15 protein-coding genes are annotated in these 13279 nt (G+C 61.1%); 6 read left to right on the plus strand and 9 right to left on the minus strand.

Annotated features, from left to right (window positions below; genetic code table 11):
* Nucleotides 1-23: 23 nt before the first annotated feature.
* A complete protein-coding gene (locus ACR52_RS04705; protein ID WP_048721028.1) occupies nucleotides 24-1370 on the minus strand; it encodes an NCS2 family permease in 1347 nt (448 codons plus the stop codon).
* A gap of 431 nt (nucleotides 1371-1801) precedes the next feature.
* Nucleotides 1802-2236, minus strand: coding sequence for a MarR family winged helix-turn-helix transcriptional regulator (locus ACR52_RS04710; RefSeq protein WP_048721029.1), 435 nt, complete (start codon nucleotides 2234-2236; stop codon nucleotides 1802-1804).
* Nucleotides 2237-2318: 82 nt separating this feature from the next.
* On the opposite strand from ACR52_RS04710, the gene ACR52_RS04715 reads away from it, so the two are divergent.
* Together ACR52_RS04715 and ACR52_RS04720 are read left to right on the plus strand one after the other, a co-directional pair.
* On the plus strand, nucleotides 2319-3485 hold the full coding sequence (locus ACR52_RS04715; RefSeq protein ID WP_048721030.1) for an aminotransferase-like domain-containing protein: 1167 nt from the start codon (nucleotides 2319-2321) through the stop codon (nucleotides 3483-3485).
* Nucleotides 3486-3495: 10 nt separating this feature from the next.
* The gene (locus ACR52_RS04720) at nucleotides 3496-4098 is read left to right on the plus strand and encodes a glutathione S-transferase family protein (protein ID WP_048721032.1); all 603 of its coding nucleotides are present in this window, start codon (nucleotides 3496-3498) and stop codon (nucleotides 4096-4098) included.
* 107 nt (nucleotides 4099-4205) lie between these two features.
* Here ACR52_RS04720 and ACR52_RS04725 read toward each other — a convergent pair whose 3' ends face one another.
* On the minus strand, nucleotides 4206-5102 hold the full coding sequence (locus ACR52_RS04725) for a LysR family transcriptional regulator (RefSeq protein WP_048721034.1): 897 nt from the start codon (nucleotides 5100-5102) through the stop codon (nucleotides 4206-4208).
* 125 nt (nucleotides 5103-5227) lie between these two features.
* Between ACR52_RS04725 and ACR52_RS04730 the strand changes: the two genes are divergently transcribed.
* Genes ACR52_RS04730 through ACR52_RS04740 form a run of 3 tightly spaced genes read left to right on the plus strand, consistent with a single transcriptional unit; the run spans nucleotide 5228 to nucleotide 8161 of the window.
* Nucleotides 5228-6520, plus strand: coding sequence for a CitMHS family transporter (locus ACR52_RS04730; RefSeq protein WP_048721035.1), 1293 nt, complete (start codon nucleotides 5228-5230; stop codon nucleotides 6518-6520).
* Nucleotide 6521: 1 nt separating this feature from the next.
* Nucleotides 6522-7847 (plus strand): acyclic terpene utilization AtuA family protein, encoded by a 1326-nt coding sequence (locus ACR52_RS04735; RefSeq protein WP_048721036.1) that lies wholly within the window; start codon nucleotides 6522-6524, stop codon nucleotides 7845-7847.
* The gene (locus tag ACR52_RS04740; RefSeq protein ID WP_048721039.1) at nucleotides 7844-8161 is read left to right on the plus strand and encodes an AtuA-related protein; all 318 of its coding nucleotides are present in this window, start codon (nucleotides 7844-7846) and stop codon (nucleotides 8159-8161) included. The genes ACR52_RS04735 and ACR52_RS04740 overlap by 4 nt, the downstream gene beginning before the upstream one ends.
* 141 nt (nucleotides 8162-8302) lie before the next feature.
* Here ACR52_RS04740 and ACR52_RS04745 read toward each other — a convergent pair whose 3' ends face one another.
* The 5 genes from ACR52_RS04745 to ACR52_RS04765 form a co-directional block, all read right to left on the minus strand.
* A complete protein-coding gene (locus ACR52_RS04745; protein WP_048721040.1) occupies nucleotides 8303-8674 on the minus strand; it encodes a glutathione S-transferase N-terminal domain-containing protein in 372 nt (123 codons plus the stop codon).
* 102 nt (nucleotides 8675-8776) lie between these two features.
* On the minus strand, nucleotides 8777-9322 hold the full coding sequence (folE, locus tag ACR52_RS04750; RefSeq protein ID WP_024076633.1) for a GTP cyclohydrolase I FolE: 546 nt from the start codon (nucleotides 9320-9322) through the stop codon (nucleotides 8777-8779).
* A gap of 78 nt (nucleotides 9323-9400) precedes the next feature.
* The gene (locus tag ACR52_RS04755) at nucleotides 9401-9958 is read right to left on the minus strand and encodes a Smr/MutS family protein (RefSeq protein ID WP_048721044.1); all 558 of its coding nucleotides are present in this window, start codon (nucleotides 9956-9958) and stop codon (nucleotides 9401-9403) included.
* 75 nt (nucleotides 9959-10033) lie between these two features.
* Entirely contained in the window at nucleotides 10034-10354 is a 321-nt protein-coding gene (locus ACR52_RS04760; RefSeq protein ID WP_048721046.1) for a hypothetical protein, read from the minus strand.
* 154 nt (nucleotides 10355-10508) lie between these two features.
* The gene (locus ACR52_RS04765) at nucleotides 10509-11099 is read right to left on the minus strand and encodes a cysteine hydrolase family protein (protein WP_048721048.1); all 591 of its coding nucleotides are present in this window, start codon (nucleotides 11097-11099) and stop codon (nucleotides 10509-10511) included.
* A 239-nt stretch (nucleotides 11100-11338) separates the two neighbouring features.
* On the opposite strand from ACR52_RS04765, the gene prmB reads away from it, so the two are divergent.
* Nucleotides 11339-12247 carry a 50S ribosomal protein L3 N(5)-glutamine methyltransferase gene (prmB, locus tag ACR52_RS04770; RefSeq protein ID WP_048721050.1) on the plus strand — a complete coding sequence of 303 codons (909 nt, stop codon included), beginning with the start codon at nucleotides 11339-11341 and terminating at the stop codon, nucleotides 12245-12247.
* Nucleotides 12248-12380: 133 nt separating this feature from the next.
* Here prmB and ACR52_RS04775 read toward each other — a convergent pair whose 3' ends face one another.
* Complete coding sequence (locus ACR52_RS04775; protein WP_048721052.1) at nucleotides 12381-13187, minus strand: hypothetical protein; 807 nt, start codon at nucleotides 13185-13187, stop codon at nucleotides 12381-12383.
* Between the last annotated feature and the right edge of the window lie 92 nt (nucleotides 13188-13279).

The raw sequence follows: 13279 nt of genomic DNA on the forward strand, positions 1-13279 counted from the left end.
GAGGCGGGGTGCTGCGTGTTGGCCTACAGGAAGGCGAATTTGGCGATGAAAATCGCGCAAAGCACCCACAGGCTGACGGAAATTTCCTTGTGTTTACCAGTGCCGGCCTTGAGCGCGACGTACGTGATAAAGCCCAGCGCGATCCCGTCGGCGACGGAAAACGTCAGCGGCATCATGATCGCCGTGACAATCGCCGGAATGCTGTCGGTGGCGTCGTCCCAGTTGATGTGGGCCATGCCGCTCATCATCAGCATCGCCACATAGATCAGCGCACCGGCAGTGGCATAAGCGGGAATCATGCCAGCCAGCGGCGCGAAAAACATCGCAGCGACAAACAGCACACCCACGGTGACGGCCGTCAGCCCGGTGCGACCACCGGCCGCCACGCCGGCGGCACTTTCCACGTAACTGGTGACGGGCGGCACGCCGACCATAGCGCCAAACACACTGGACGCACTGTCGGCCTTCAAGGCGCGGGACAGGTTGTCGATCTTGCCGTCGGCATTCACCAATCCGGCCCGTTGCGCGACGCCCATCAGCGTGCCGGCGGTGTCGAACATGTGCACAAACAGGAAGGCAAACACCACGCTGATCATACTGATATTGAACACACCCATCACGTCCATTGCCATCCAGGTCGGCGCCAGGCTCGGCGGGGTCGAGAGAATGCCGTTGTAGTGCACCAGTCCGAGGCCCCAACCGGCCAGGGTCACCGCGATGATACTGATGAGGATTGCGCCGAACACTCGGTGATAACTGAGGATCGCGATCAGCAGGAAGCAGATGGCCGCCAACAGGGGCGCCGGCTCGTGCAGGGAACCGAGCTTGATCAGCGTGGCCGGGCTGTCGACGATAATGCCGGCGGTTTTCAGGCCGATCACCCCGAGGAACAGGCCGACACCGGCGCCCATCGCATGGCGCAGGCTGACCGGAATACTGTTGAGCAGCCATTCACGGATGCGCGACAACGTCAGAATCATGAACAGCACGCCCGAGATAAACACCGCACCGAGCGCGGTTTCCCAGGTGTAGCCCATGGTGCCGACCACTGTGTAGGTGAAAAACGCATTCAAGCCCATGCCCGGCGCCAGGCCTACAGGCCAGTTGGCGTAAAGGCCCATCAACAGGCAACCGAGCGCAGCGGCGATGCAGGTGGCGACAAACGCCGCACCGTGATCAATGCCGGCGTCGGCCATGATGTTCGGGTTGACGAAGATAATGTAGGCCATGGTGATGAAGGTGGTGAGGCCGGCGATCAGCTCGGTCTTCACTGTGGTGCCATGCAAGCGCAGTTTGAACAGGCGTTCCAGCCAGCCATTGTGTGATGGGGCAAGGTCCAGCGTCGGGGCTTCGGATTTGCGGCTATCCACAGCGAGTACTCCTCAAGAGTTTTATTGTTATTTCCAGCGCCGGTCACATAAGTGGGCAACAGCGCTTTGAGGTACTGGCGAGTTTTGTTGACCAATAGGTCAGGAACTCGCACGAAGCGAATTATGCTTTTGTATACAAATAAAGCAAATAATGTTTTCTATTTTGTGTGCGAAAGGGATGAAAGGCAAATGACAGGCTTTTCTGTGGTGGGTGGCCTTCTTGTGGCTAGCGGGCTTACTGTGGCGAGCGGGCTTGCCCCGCGTTGGAGTGCGAAGCGCTCCCAATCCAGACGCCTCGGTACACCTGAGATACATAGGTTGCAGGTTTTGGGGCTGCTGCGCAGCCCAACGCGGGGCAAGCCCTCTCGCCACAGTAAGCCCGCTCGCCACAACAAACCCGTCAACCACAACAGGCCCGCTCACCACAGGGATCAAGGCTGACCGGCGAGCGCCTGGTTGACCGCCAGCCAACCCGCGACCGCTTCTTCACCTGCCTCGCTGAACGCGCGCTGCAACAGCTTCACCTGTTCGCGGCGCAGTGACTGTTCGAAACGCCGGCCTTCTTCGGTCAATTCGAGCAGACGCTTACGCTTGTCAGCCTCCGACGCGACGCTGTCCACCCAGTGCATTTCCTGCAATTGGCGCAGCGGCATGTTCAGCGCCTGCTTGCTCACCCCCAGCAATTCCAGCAGCTCCTTCACGCTCAAGGCGGGGTAGCGCGCGATAAAAAACACGATGCGCTGGTGCACCCGGCTCAGTCCACGACGTTCGAGCATATCGTCAGCCTTGGCGGTGAAGGCCTGGTAGCCGAAGAAGAACGCTTCCATGGCGGCTTGCTGGCTGCTTTGGTTTTTAAGGTCAAGCATATTGACGTATTCACTCAAGCTGTCGTAATTTCAGTCAACCAGTTTGACGTATTTCCCACAGCCTTCGCTAGCGGTGACCTCCATGGCCTTCTCTGAACGTGTTACGCGCCTCAAAAGCTCCTTGATCCGCGAAATCCTCGCGGCAGCCCAGCGTCCGGAAGTGATGTCGTTCGCCGGTGGCCTGCCGGCCGAAGCCATGTTGCCCGCGTTGAACTGGGATGATATGCCATTGAACATCGGCCAATACGGCATGAGCGAAGGTGAGCCGCAGTTGCGTGAACTGCTCGCCGCCGAGGCCCGCGCGCTGGGCGTGCCGTGCCAGGCCAGCCAAGTGCTGGTGGTCAGCGGTTCCCAGCAAACCCTGGACCTGGCGGCCAAACTGTACATCGACAAGGGCACTCAGGTTTTGCTGGAAGGCCCGACCTACCTGGCTGCGCTGCAGATCTTCCAGCTATTCGGCGCCGATTGCCTCACCGTGCAACTGGAGGCTGATGGACCTGACCTGACCAGCCTGCGCGCCAACCTGGAACGCCATCGCCCGGCGTTCATCTACCTGATCCCGACGTTCCAGAATCCTTCGGCCGTGCGCTACAGCGAAGCCAAGCGCACAGCCGTGGCCGTGTTGCTGGATGAGTTTGGCGTGACCCTGATCGAAGACGAACCCTACCGTGAACTGACCTTCGACGGCGGCAGTGCACAGCCCATCGTCGGCCGCCTGAAAAAGGCCAGCTGGATCTACACCGGCACCGTGTCCAAGACCCTGCTGCCCGGCCTGCGCGTGGGCTACCTGATCGCCAGCCCGGACCTGTTCCCACACCTCCTCAAGCTCAAACAGTCGGCAGACCTGCACACCAACCGGGTCGGCCAATGGCAGGCGATGCAGTGGATCGGTACGCAAAAATACCAGCAGCACCTGGTGGAACTGCGCAGTTTTTACCGCGAGCGCCGCGATGCTTTCCAGGCCTCATTGGCGCGCCACTTCAGCGACCTGGCCGACTGGCAAGTGCCCCAGGGCGGATTATTCTTCTGGCTGACCTTGAAACTACCGCTCGATACCCGCACCTTGTTGGCACCAGCGCTCGACCAGAACGTCGCGTTCATGCCCGGTGAACCGTTCTTTTCCGAGCCGGACCAGCACCTGGGATCGCTGCGGCTCAATTTCAGCCATATCGACCCGGCCCGTTTGGACGAAGGTCTCAAACGCCTGGCTGCGGTGGTCCGTCAAGCACAGCACGCGCAAGCGGCATAAGGGGAGCCCCATGTACAAGGTTTATGGCGATTACAAGTCGGGCAACTGCTACAAGGTCAAATTGATGCTCAACCTGCTGGGCATTCCGTATCAGTGGATAGATGTGGACATCCTTAAGGGCGACACAGAAACCCCTGAATTCCTGGCCAAGAACCCCAACGGCAAGATCCCGGTCCTGGAGCTTGAAGACGGCACCTGCCTGTGGGAGTCCAATGCGATCCTCAACTTCCTCGCCGATGGCAGCGAGTTTTTGCCGACCGAGCCACGCCTGCGTACGCAAGTGTTGCAGTGGCAGTTTTTCGAGCAGTACAGCCACGAGCCGTACATTGCGGTGGCGCGGTTTATCCAGTTTTACCTGAACATGCCGGAAGATCGCCTGGAGGAATACAAGACCAGCCACAAGGGCGGTTACAAGGCCTTGCGGGTGATGGAACGTCAGTTGCAGGCCACGCCGTACCTGGTGGGCGAGCAGTATTCGATTGCCGATATTGCGTTGTATGCCTACACCCATGTGGCCCATGAAGGTGGGTTTGACCTGACGCCTTACCCGGCCGTGCAGGCGTGGTTGAAGCGCGTGGCCAGCCAACCCAAGCACGTGCCGATGATTGACTGATTGACGCGGTCAAAAATGTGGGAGGGGGCTTGCCCCCGATAGCGCAGTTGTCAGTCACCGACTCCATGACTGAACCGCTGCCATCGGGAGCAAGCCCCCTCCCACATTTAGCTCGATGTTGTGTCAGATAATTCATCATTCAGCAGGTCGAAACACCGCTGCGCCGCCGGGCTCAGGCCCATGCCGCTACGACTGATCAACCCGATCTCCCGGTTTACTCCAGGATGGTCAATGTGGATGCGCTTCAACCCCTCCAGGCTGTCTGCCGCCGACTCCGGCAACACACTGATGCCCAAACCCTGGCGCACCAACGCCAACACCGTCGACATGTAGTTGGCCTCCATCCCCGCGTTCATCGTCAGCCGCGTCTCATCAAACAACGCATCCACCTGCTCACGCACACTGCTGTCGCGCCCGGTGAGGATGATCGGTTGGTCCGCCAGTTGTTCCAGCGTCAGCCGAGGGTGGAGGGCGAGGGGATGGTCCTGCGGCACAAATGCACACAATCGATCATTCAATACCGGCACAAACTCCAGGCCGTGGCTTAGTCGCGCGCGTACGCCAATGCCGAAATCTACCTCGCCGGCACGCACCTCGGCATGAATGCGATGGGCTACCAGATCATGCAGGCGCACTTCCACCCCGGCAAAGCGCTCGCGAAATACGCGCAACGCCGGGGGCAGGGTGCCGGCGCACACCGAGGGCAGGGCGGCGATGGTGACCACGCCCCGGCGCAGGGCAGCAAGGTCGCGCGAGCCGGTGACGATGTTGTCCAGGTCCAGCAGCAGTTTTTCCATGGGGCCGCGGGCATCCTGGCCGGCAGCGGTGATGCTCACATGGCGCGGGCTACGGTCGAACAGGATGACGCCCAGCCATTCTTCCAGTTGCTGAACTTGTACGGTGAGTGCCGACGGCGACAGATGCAGTTCGTTGGCGGCCTTGGTGAAACTGCCGGTGCGGGCTACTGCGAGGAACGCTTGAATGTGCTGAATGCTGTTTTTCATCGGGGCGGCTTCATTTTGTTTTTCCGAACGTCAGCGGCTGAATATTCCAATTTACAAAGACTAACGCGGTTCCAATACTCCAGGGAAAACAATAACCGGCCAACAAGGCCGCTCTGGAGTAACCCATGCTCGCTACCCTGGGTGTCATTACCATCCTGTGCCTGCTCGCTGCCGTCATGAGCAAACGCCTCTCGCCCCTGGTGGCCCTGATCGCCTTGCCGATCATCGCCGCGTTGCTCGGCGGGTTCGGCCTGCAAACCAGTGCCTTCATCATTACCGGTATCAAGAACGTCGCCCCCGTGGTGGGCATGTTTGTGTTTGCGATCCTGTTTTTCGGGATCATGACCGATGCTGGCATGCTCGACCCCATCATTGATCGCATCCTGCGTACGGTAGGGACGCGTCCTACGCGGATTGTCGTCGGTACCGCGACCCTTGCGCTGCTGGTGCACCTGGACGGCTCCGGCGCGGTGACTTTTCTGGTCACGGTACCGGCGATGCTGCCGCTGTATACGCGGTTGGGCATCGATAAACGCATCCTCGCCTGTGTCTGCGCGATGGCGGCCGGAGTTAACTTCCTGCCGTGGACCGGCCCGGTGCTGCGCTCGTCGGCGGCGTTGCATGTGCCGGTGGCGGACCTGTTCCAGCCGCTGATCCCGGTGCAGATTGTCGGCCTTGTCTTTGTATTTGCCTGCGCCTGGTGGCTGGGCCACCGTGAAGAGAAACGCCTGGGCCTGGGCGCCGGTTCGACGGTGGATGCCATGCCGCAACGGGTACTCAGCGACGAAGACATCAAGCTGCGTCGCCCGCGTTTGTTCTGGGTCAACCTGATGCTCACCGTGCTGGTGATGGTGGTGATGATTGCAGGCTGGGTCGACCCGGTGGTGATGTTCATGCTCGGCACCGTGGTGGCGCTGTGCATCAACTACCCGAATGTCGACGCCCAGCGCGCTCGCATCGACGCCCATGCCAAAACCGCCCTGACCATGGCCAGCATCCTGCTCGCCGCTGGGGTGTTCACCGGCATCATGCAAGGCACCGGGATGCTCAAGGCGATTGCCGAAGTGGCGGTGGCGCAGATTCCGGCCGGCCACGGCAAGCTGATCCCGGCGGTGGTGGGCTTCATTTCCATGCCGTTGAGCATGCTGTTTGATCCCGATTCCTACTATTTCGGCGTGATGCCGGTGATCGCCGAGGTCGGCAAAGCGCTGGGCGTCGACCCGCTGCAAGTGGCCCAGGCCTCGCTGCTTGGCGTGCACACCACCGGTTTCCCGGTCAGCCCGCTGACCCCCGCGACCTTCCTGCTGGTGGGCCTGTGCAAGATCGAGCTGGCCGATCACCAGCGCTTCACCATCCCTTTTCTGTTTGCCGCGTCGGTGTTGATGACCCTGACCGCGTTGCTCCTGGGAGTGTTTTAAGATGAAAACCTTGCGCATCGGTTCCGGTGCCGGCTACTCCGGCGACCGTATCGAACCCGCTGTGGAACTGGCCGAACAGGGTGACCTGGATTATCTGGTCTTCGAATGCCTGGCCGAACGCACCATCGCCCTGGCGCAACAGGCGCGAATCAGCGATCCGCAGGGCGGTTATGACCCGCTGCTGAGTGAGCGTATGCGCCGGGTTTTGCCCTTTGTCGGCCAGCATGACGGTCGCCGTCGCCTGCGGGTGATCACGAACATGGGCGCGGCCAACCGGGTGTCGGCGGCCATTGAAGTGCGCCGCATCGCCAGTGAGCTGGGCCTGAACCTCAAGGTCGTGGCCGTGGTGGGCGACGATGTGCTGGACGTCTTGCGCCCCGAGCAGGTGTTGGATAACGGTCAGACTGTCGGCTCGCTGGGCGCGCGGCTGATTTCCGCGAATGCCTACCTGGGCGTCGACGGCATTCTGGACGCCTTGCGCGCCGATGCCGATGTGGTGATCACCGGGCGTGTGGCGGACCCTTCGCTGTTTCTGGCGCCGCAGATGTTCGAGTTCGGCTGGGCGCCCGACGATTGGCCGCGCCTGGGGCGTGGCACGCTGGTCGGGCATTTGCTCGAATGCGCGGGGCAGGTCAGCGGTGGCTATTTCGCCGATCCGGGTTTCAAGGATGTGGATAACCTGGCACGCCTGGGTTTTCCGTTGGCCGAGATCGATGCCGATGGCGAAGCGGTGATCACCAAAGTTGCAGGCTCAGGTGGACGCGTCAGCCGCGCCACGTGTAGCGAGCAACTGATCTACGAAGTTCACGACCCGGCGGCCTATTTGACGCCGGACGTGACCGCCGACTTTTCCCGGGTGGGGTTTGTCGAGGAGGGTGTTGATCGCGTGCGTGCTCAAGGCGCAGCGGGACGTGCGCGGCCGGAGCAGTTGAAGGTCAGCGTCGGTTACCTGGACGGTTGGATCGGCGAGGGGCAGATGTCCTACGGCGGCCCGGGTGCTGTCGCACGGGCACAATTGGCCCGCGATGTGGTGCTCAAGCGTCTGGAACTGATGGGCGTGAAGATGCAGGACGTGCGCGCCGAATTGATCGGCATGGACTCATTGCATGGCCCCCGTAGCAGTGTCGAACCCTGGGAAGTGCGCCTGCGCGTGGCCGCTCGCTGTGAAGCCCGCAGCGAGGCGGTGCGGGTCGGCAATGAAGTGGAAACCCTCTACACCAACGGCCCGTCCGGCGGCGGCGGTGCCAGCAAAAGCGTGCGTCAGGTGGTGGCTGTGGCGTCGTTGCTGCTGGCGCGCAGCGCGGTCAATCCGAGGATAGAAGCATGAAACTGCACACGCTGGCCCATTCCCGCACCGGGGATAAGGGCGACACCTCGAACATCTCGATCATTGCCTATCGCGCCGAGGATTATCCGCTGCTGTGCGAGCAGCTCACGGCTGAGCGCGTAGCGGAGTTCTTCGCTGGCCTTTTGGAGCCGGGCGCTGCGCCAGTGCGGCGTTATGAATTGCCCAATGTGCAGGCGCTGAACTTTGTATTGCCTGGGATCTTGCGCGGCGGTGTCACCCGTTCGCTGGCGCTGGACGCCCATGGCAAATGCCTGGGCTCCGCGCTGCTGGACCTGGACATCGCAATATCCTGAATGTGGGAGGGGCGTTGCGACGATTCGACTTGCTCCCGATGGGCCGCGCAACGGCCCCAAACCTTGGGAGCGCTTCGCACTCTAGCGCGAGCAAGCTCGCTCGCCACAGAAAGCCCCTACACATAAGGTTTGCGTTGTCTGTCAGACCGCGGTGAAGCGCTTGTCCAGGTAATCGATGATCACCTTGGAATCGTACATCCAGGTGGTCTGGCCATTCTCTTCAATACGCAGGCACGGCACCTTGATCTTGCCGCCTTGCTCCAGCAGGGTCTGGCGGTCCTGTTCGTTGTTCTTCGCATCCTTAAGCGCCACCGGCACATTCAGGCGATGCAAGGTACGACGGGTCTTCACGCAGAACGGGCAGGCGTGGAATTGATACAGGGTCAAATCCTTGGCCGCTGCGTTCACCTGTGCCTGTTGTTCGGCCGGGCGCTGCTTTTTGCGCGGGCGGGTAAGGAGGTCGCCCGCGATGATGACGTGGCCGAGGCCCACTCGAAGTGCTTTGACGAACATGGCTGAAACCTCTTGCCCATGACAGAAGGGGCCGCAGCTTACCTGATTTTTGAAGGCGAAAAAAAACCGGCGATGAACGCCGGCCTTTTCCTACGCAGCCTGTTACTTGATCAGGCTGAGAAATTCGCTGCGGGTGGCCGCGTTTTCGCGGAACTCACCCAACATCACCGAGGTGATCATCGACGAATTCTGTTTCTCCACACCGCGCATCATCATGCACATGTGCTTGGCTTCGATCACCACCGCAACACCCAGTGCACCGGTGACCTGCTGGACCGCATCAGCGATCTGGCGGCTGAGGTTTTCCTGGATCTGCAGGCGGCGCGCGTACATATCGACAATCCGTGCGACCTTCGACAGGCCCAGCACTTTGCCGCTCGGGATATACGCGACATGGGCCTTGCCGATAAACGGCAGCAGGTGGTGTTCGCACAACGAGTACAGCTCGATGTCCTTGACCAGCACCATTTCGCTGTTGTCGGAGCTGAACAAGGCACCGTTGGTGACCTCTTCCAGCGTCTGTTCATAACCGCGGCAAAGGTACTGCATCGCCTTGGCGGCACGTTTTGGCGTGTCGAGCAGGCCCTCGCGGGAGACGTCCTCGCCGAGTTGGCCGAGGATCTCGGTGTAATTCTGTTCCAGGGACATGAAACTACCTGTGGGATTTTCGCAAAGCGCAAGGTTACGGTGGCGGACACATCGCTGCAAGCCTGACGATGGCACTTGTTACTCGTCGCGTCCTTCCATCATGGTGCGCTTGAGCATCACATACACCGCGCCGGCACCGCCGTGGCGGGCCTGGCACGACGTAAAGCCAAGCACCTGGGCATGCTGGCGCAGCCAGGTGTTGACGTGGCTCTTGATCATCGGCCGCTTGCCGTCCAGGCGCACGGCCTTGCCGTGGGTGACGCGCACGCAGCGGATTTCGAATTTGGTGGCTTCGGCGAGGAAGGCCCAGAGGGTTTCGCGGGCTTTTTCCACGTTCATGCCGTGCAGGTCGAGGCTGCCTTCGAACGGAATCTGGCCGACCTTGAGCTTGCGCATCTGGCTTTCCTGTACCCCGTCGCGTGCCCACATCAGCTCGTCCTCCGGGCCGACGTCGATCACGAACTGGTCCGACAGGCCATCCACCGTCGTCGCATCGGTACGCACGGTCGCGGCCTGGCGCAGCTTGGCGATCTGCGCCCGGTCAGCCTTGGGTTTGCCGGTTTCGGCACGGTCGTGCTTGATCGGCTTGACGCCGCGCAGCTCGTTCTTGAACAGGGAAAAATCGTCGTCTTGCATGTCAGCCTCCGCGAAGGGCGGGCAGTTTACCTAAATCGCGGCGGCCAGGGCGCAGGAAACGCTATCCAAGCGCCATCAGTCGTGCTTTTTCATCAGGTGTGAAGCGATGTTCAGCGACAACGGCTGACGCATCCGCCGACGGCTGCGACGCCACAACCACACGCCGAACCACACCACAAACAGGCCGATCACCAGCAAAATCGCCGAGCCGCCGGGGCTGGCATTCAGTTCGCCCAATGCCGGGGAGTGCCCCGACAAGCCGGCGCCACCGGCGACCGCCAGCAGCACGCCTACTATCGCCAGCAGCGCGGCAAAGCCGGCCACCAGGCGCAGACGCCAATTGCTTGGGCCCTTGGGGCGCAAGCGACGAGCGTCAAAACCATCGGATATCTTCATTCCGACCTTTCCTCCAGGGTATCGGCCCTTCGACCGGAAGATACACAGGTTGTTCCTGTGCCAGAGGCAATTGCGGCAAATGACAGGCATTTGCGGATGAGCGGGGCAATAAACACGCCGTGCCGCTCATCAGAGGCGATCAGATCAGATCAGATCAGATCAGATCTTTGGTCAGCGCGAGGGTCGCGAAGTTGTCGGCCATGATGGCCATTTCGGTCTGTTGCACGTTCTCGGCGCTCAGGATGCCGCCCTTGTAAGGCAGGTCACGGGTGGCGCAGGCGTCTTCCACCAGGGTGCAGCGAAAGCCCAGGTTCTTGGCGGCGCGCACCGTGGTGCTGACGCTGGAGTGGCTCATGAAGCCGCAGACAATCAGGTCAAGCGAGCCGAGGTCCTGCAGGTGTTTTTCCAGGCCGGTGCCGTGGAACGCGCTGGGCAGCAGCTTGCCGATGATGGTTTCGTCACCGGCAGGTTCCAGGCCTGGGATGAATTCGCCGCGCTCGCCCTGGGGGTCAAACAGGCCGCCTACGGTGCCCAGGTGGCGCACATGCACAATCGGGCGTCCGGCGTTGCGTGCCGCGGCAGTGAGTTGCTTGATATTGTCGACAGCCGCGTCCATACCCTTGAGGGCGAGGGGGCCGCTGAGGTATTCCTTCTGGGCGTCGATGATCACGAGGGTCGCATGGCCAAGGTTGGCTGCCGCGTAACCACGACCGCTGAGTTGAAACATCGTCTTTGGAACGGACATTCTGGGGCTCCTGTGAGGGGGGCTTTTGTGACATTGTCCACTGGCTGAGCGGTTCTGTGAATCGCTACTATCGTAAGGTACGCCGTTGTTGACGTGCAGCCATGTCAAGAGGTGGGCTTGTTTAACCCAATGATGGCAAATTGGATGAAATCCGATGTACGGCAGGGGTTTTTCGTACATCGTTCGTACAGGCGAAGGCTGTTAGAATCGCCAGTCGTTTTTTCCAGGAGCTTGCCCCCGTGATCACTTCCCGCCTGCGCACCTTGCGCGACCACATCCGTTGGGCTGTCAGCCGTTTCCATGGGGAAGACCTGTTTTTTGGCCATGGCACCGACAATGCCTGGGACGAAGCCCGGCAATTGGTGCTCGGCGCCTTGCACCTGCCTTGGGAAATTGCCGACAGCTACCTGGATTGCAATCTGGAAGAAGAGGAAATCTCTCACGTGCAGCGTTTGCTGCATCGCCGTATACACGAGCGCGTACCCACTGCTTACCTGTTGAAGGAGGCTTGGTTCTGCGGCATGTCGTTCATCGTCGACGAGCGGGTGCTGATCCCGCGCTCACCGATTGGCGAACTGATCGAAAACCGCTTTGAACCGTGGCTGGCCCAGCCGCCGGCGCGCATTCTCGACCTGTGCACCGGCTCCGGTTGCATCGGCATCGCCTGCGCCTACGAGTTCCAGGACGCCGAAGTGGTGCTGGGCGACTTGTCCTTCGAAGCGTTGGAAGTGGCCAACCAGAACATCGAGCGGCATGGCGTCGACGAGCGTGTGTACACCGTTCAGGGCGACGGCTTCGACGGCCTGCCGGGCCAGCGTTTCGATTTGATCGTGTCGAACCCGCCGTATGTGGATGCCGAAGATTTCGCCGACATGCCTGACGAATACCAGCACGAGCCGGAGCTGGGCCTGGCGTGCGGTGATGACGGCTTGAACCTGGTTCGGCGCATGCTGGCCGAGGCGGCGGACCACCTGACCGAGAAGGGCTTGCTGATTGTCGAAGTGGGCAACAGCCAGGTGCATCTCGAGGCGCTGTACCCGGAAGTGGACTTTGCCTGGCTGGAGTTCCAGCGCGGCGGGCATGGCGTGTTCATGCTGACGGCGGAGCAGTGCCGGGCGCATCAGGCGGTGTTTGCCGCCCACGTCTGACGCAAAACCCGTACGAGCCCGGCTACGATCGTTCCCACGCCCCGCGTGGGAATGCATACCGTGACGCTCTGCGTCACAAGCGGACGCAGAGCGTCCAAGGCCGCATTCCCACGCAGAGCGTGGGAACGATCTGTTACCGGTGGGTGGCAATCCAGATCAACAACCCCGCCTGAAACACCGTAAACGCCACCAGGCAGGTGATGGTAAAGCGCAACCCGCTGTCCTCGCGCTTGAACTTGGTGACCTTTTCCTCTTCCTTGCGCAGCTTCACTTCATGCTCCGCGAGGTTGTGCTCGGCCTGTTGCAGCATCTGCGCGGCTTCGAGAATTTCCACGAACTGCACTTTCTCGGTATTCCAGCTGTCCAGCACATCGCTGACCTTGCCCGGCTGCACGTTGCCTTTCAAATGCTGCACGTCGGCATACGCCACATCAAAACCCTGGATACGCAGGAAATGGTCACGGCGCAGGCGTGTGGCTTCGTTGAGTGCGTCCTTGTTGGCCAGTTCGACGCCGTCGACGCGGTAGTGTGACCACTTCTTTTTCGCCCACGCAGCCGCCTGGGCCACGAGGAAACGGCCGATACCGCGGTTTGCAGGCTCGATTTCCAGGCTGTTGCCCGGGCCGAAGTGCACGCGGTGTTTATCGTGATCGACCCAGATATCCAGATGATTCTGCTCGCGGCGCACCCGTTGGCCCGGCAACTGGATGACCATGCGCAACAGGCTGTGATGTGGGTCATGGCGCTCGGCATACCCGAACTGCACGAACCGCAACGGCCGCCCGCCGGTGGCGCGATCGATTGCCAGCGGTGCCAGGCGCAGCATCTTGAAATGTTCAGCCTGAACGTCCGCCCACGGCAGAGCCGCCGCTTGCACGGCCTCGATGTTTTCAGCCGGGGTCTCGGCGGTGGGTTCCGGTATTGCTTCGGTGATAGTCATGCGGCGCGATCCTGTCCAAGCCCAGCCAGTCGACAGTCTTTTTACTGTCGACCCTGGGCTTATCGGCCGGGTTTTCCAAGACTGGAGGCCAA

Origin of the sequence: Pseudomonas fildesensis (assembly GCF_001050345.1) — a bacterium.
In the GTDB taxonomy this organism is placed as follows: Bacteria; Pseudomonadota; Gammaproteobacteria; order Pseudomonadales; family Pseudomonadaceae; genus Aquipseudomonas; species Aquipseudomonas fildesensis.